At 74.1% G+C, this 689-nt stretch carries 2 pseudogenes; both read right to left on the minus strand.

From position 1 onward, the window contains the following. A pseudogene (locus FHN55_RS24020) lies at window positions 1-191 on the minus strand (MFS transporter); the annotation flags it as partial. Between the two features lie 2 nt (window positions 192-193). After that, window positions 194-689 (minus strand): annotated as a pseudogene (locus FHN55_RS22020) (MFS transporter); the annotation flags it as partial.

Below are 689 nucleotides of genomic sequence, written 5' to 3' on the forward strand. Positions count from 1 at the left end.
CGAGCACCCGGTGGCCGGTGGCGAGGATCGCGATGGCCACGAGGAAGGAGGCCGCGCCCACCCAGAACGGCAGCCCGAAACCGCTGGCTGCGGCGAGCTTGCCGGCCACGAAGGGCGCGAGGCCGCCGCCGATGAACCGCAGGAAGCCGTACGCGGAGGAGGCGACCGGGCGCTCGACGGGGGAGACCAGCNNCCCGCGGCGATGACGCCGAGCAGCACGGCCAGGCCGGCGAAGACGGCGTACATGGTGGGCGCGGTGCCGAAGCGGGCCTGCAGCCGCGGGGCCACCCACACGCTGAACGCGGCGACCAGCAGGCCCCAGCCGAAGAAGACCCAGCCGAGCTGGTGCACGCCCAGCTCCATCGGGTACGGCGCGTAGCCGAGCAGGGTGAAGAAGCCCCAGTTGTAGGCCAGGGCGGCCAGCGCCATGGTCAGCAGCGAGCGGTGGCGCAGCGCCTTGAACGCGGCGAAGAACGGCGTCGGGTGCGTGGGCCTCGGGGTCGAGGGCACCAGCAGCACCGTCGCGACCAGGGCGATGAGCATGAGCGCCGAGACGCCGAAGAACGGGCCGCGCCAGGAGATGCCGCCCAGCAGCCCGCCGACCAGCGGGCCCACGGCGATGCCCAGGCCGAGCGCCGCCTCGTAGAGGATGATCGCGCCGGCGAAGCCGCCGGTGGCGCTGGCCACGA

Source organism: Streptomyces sp. NP160, from assembly GCF_006335115.1.
Classification (GTDB): Bacteria; Actinomycetota; Actinomycetes; order Actinomycetales; family Quadrisphaeraceae; genus Quadrisphaera.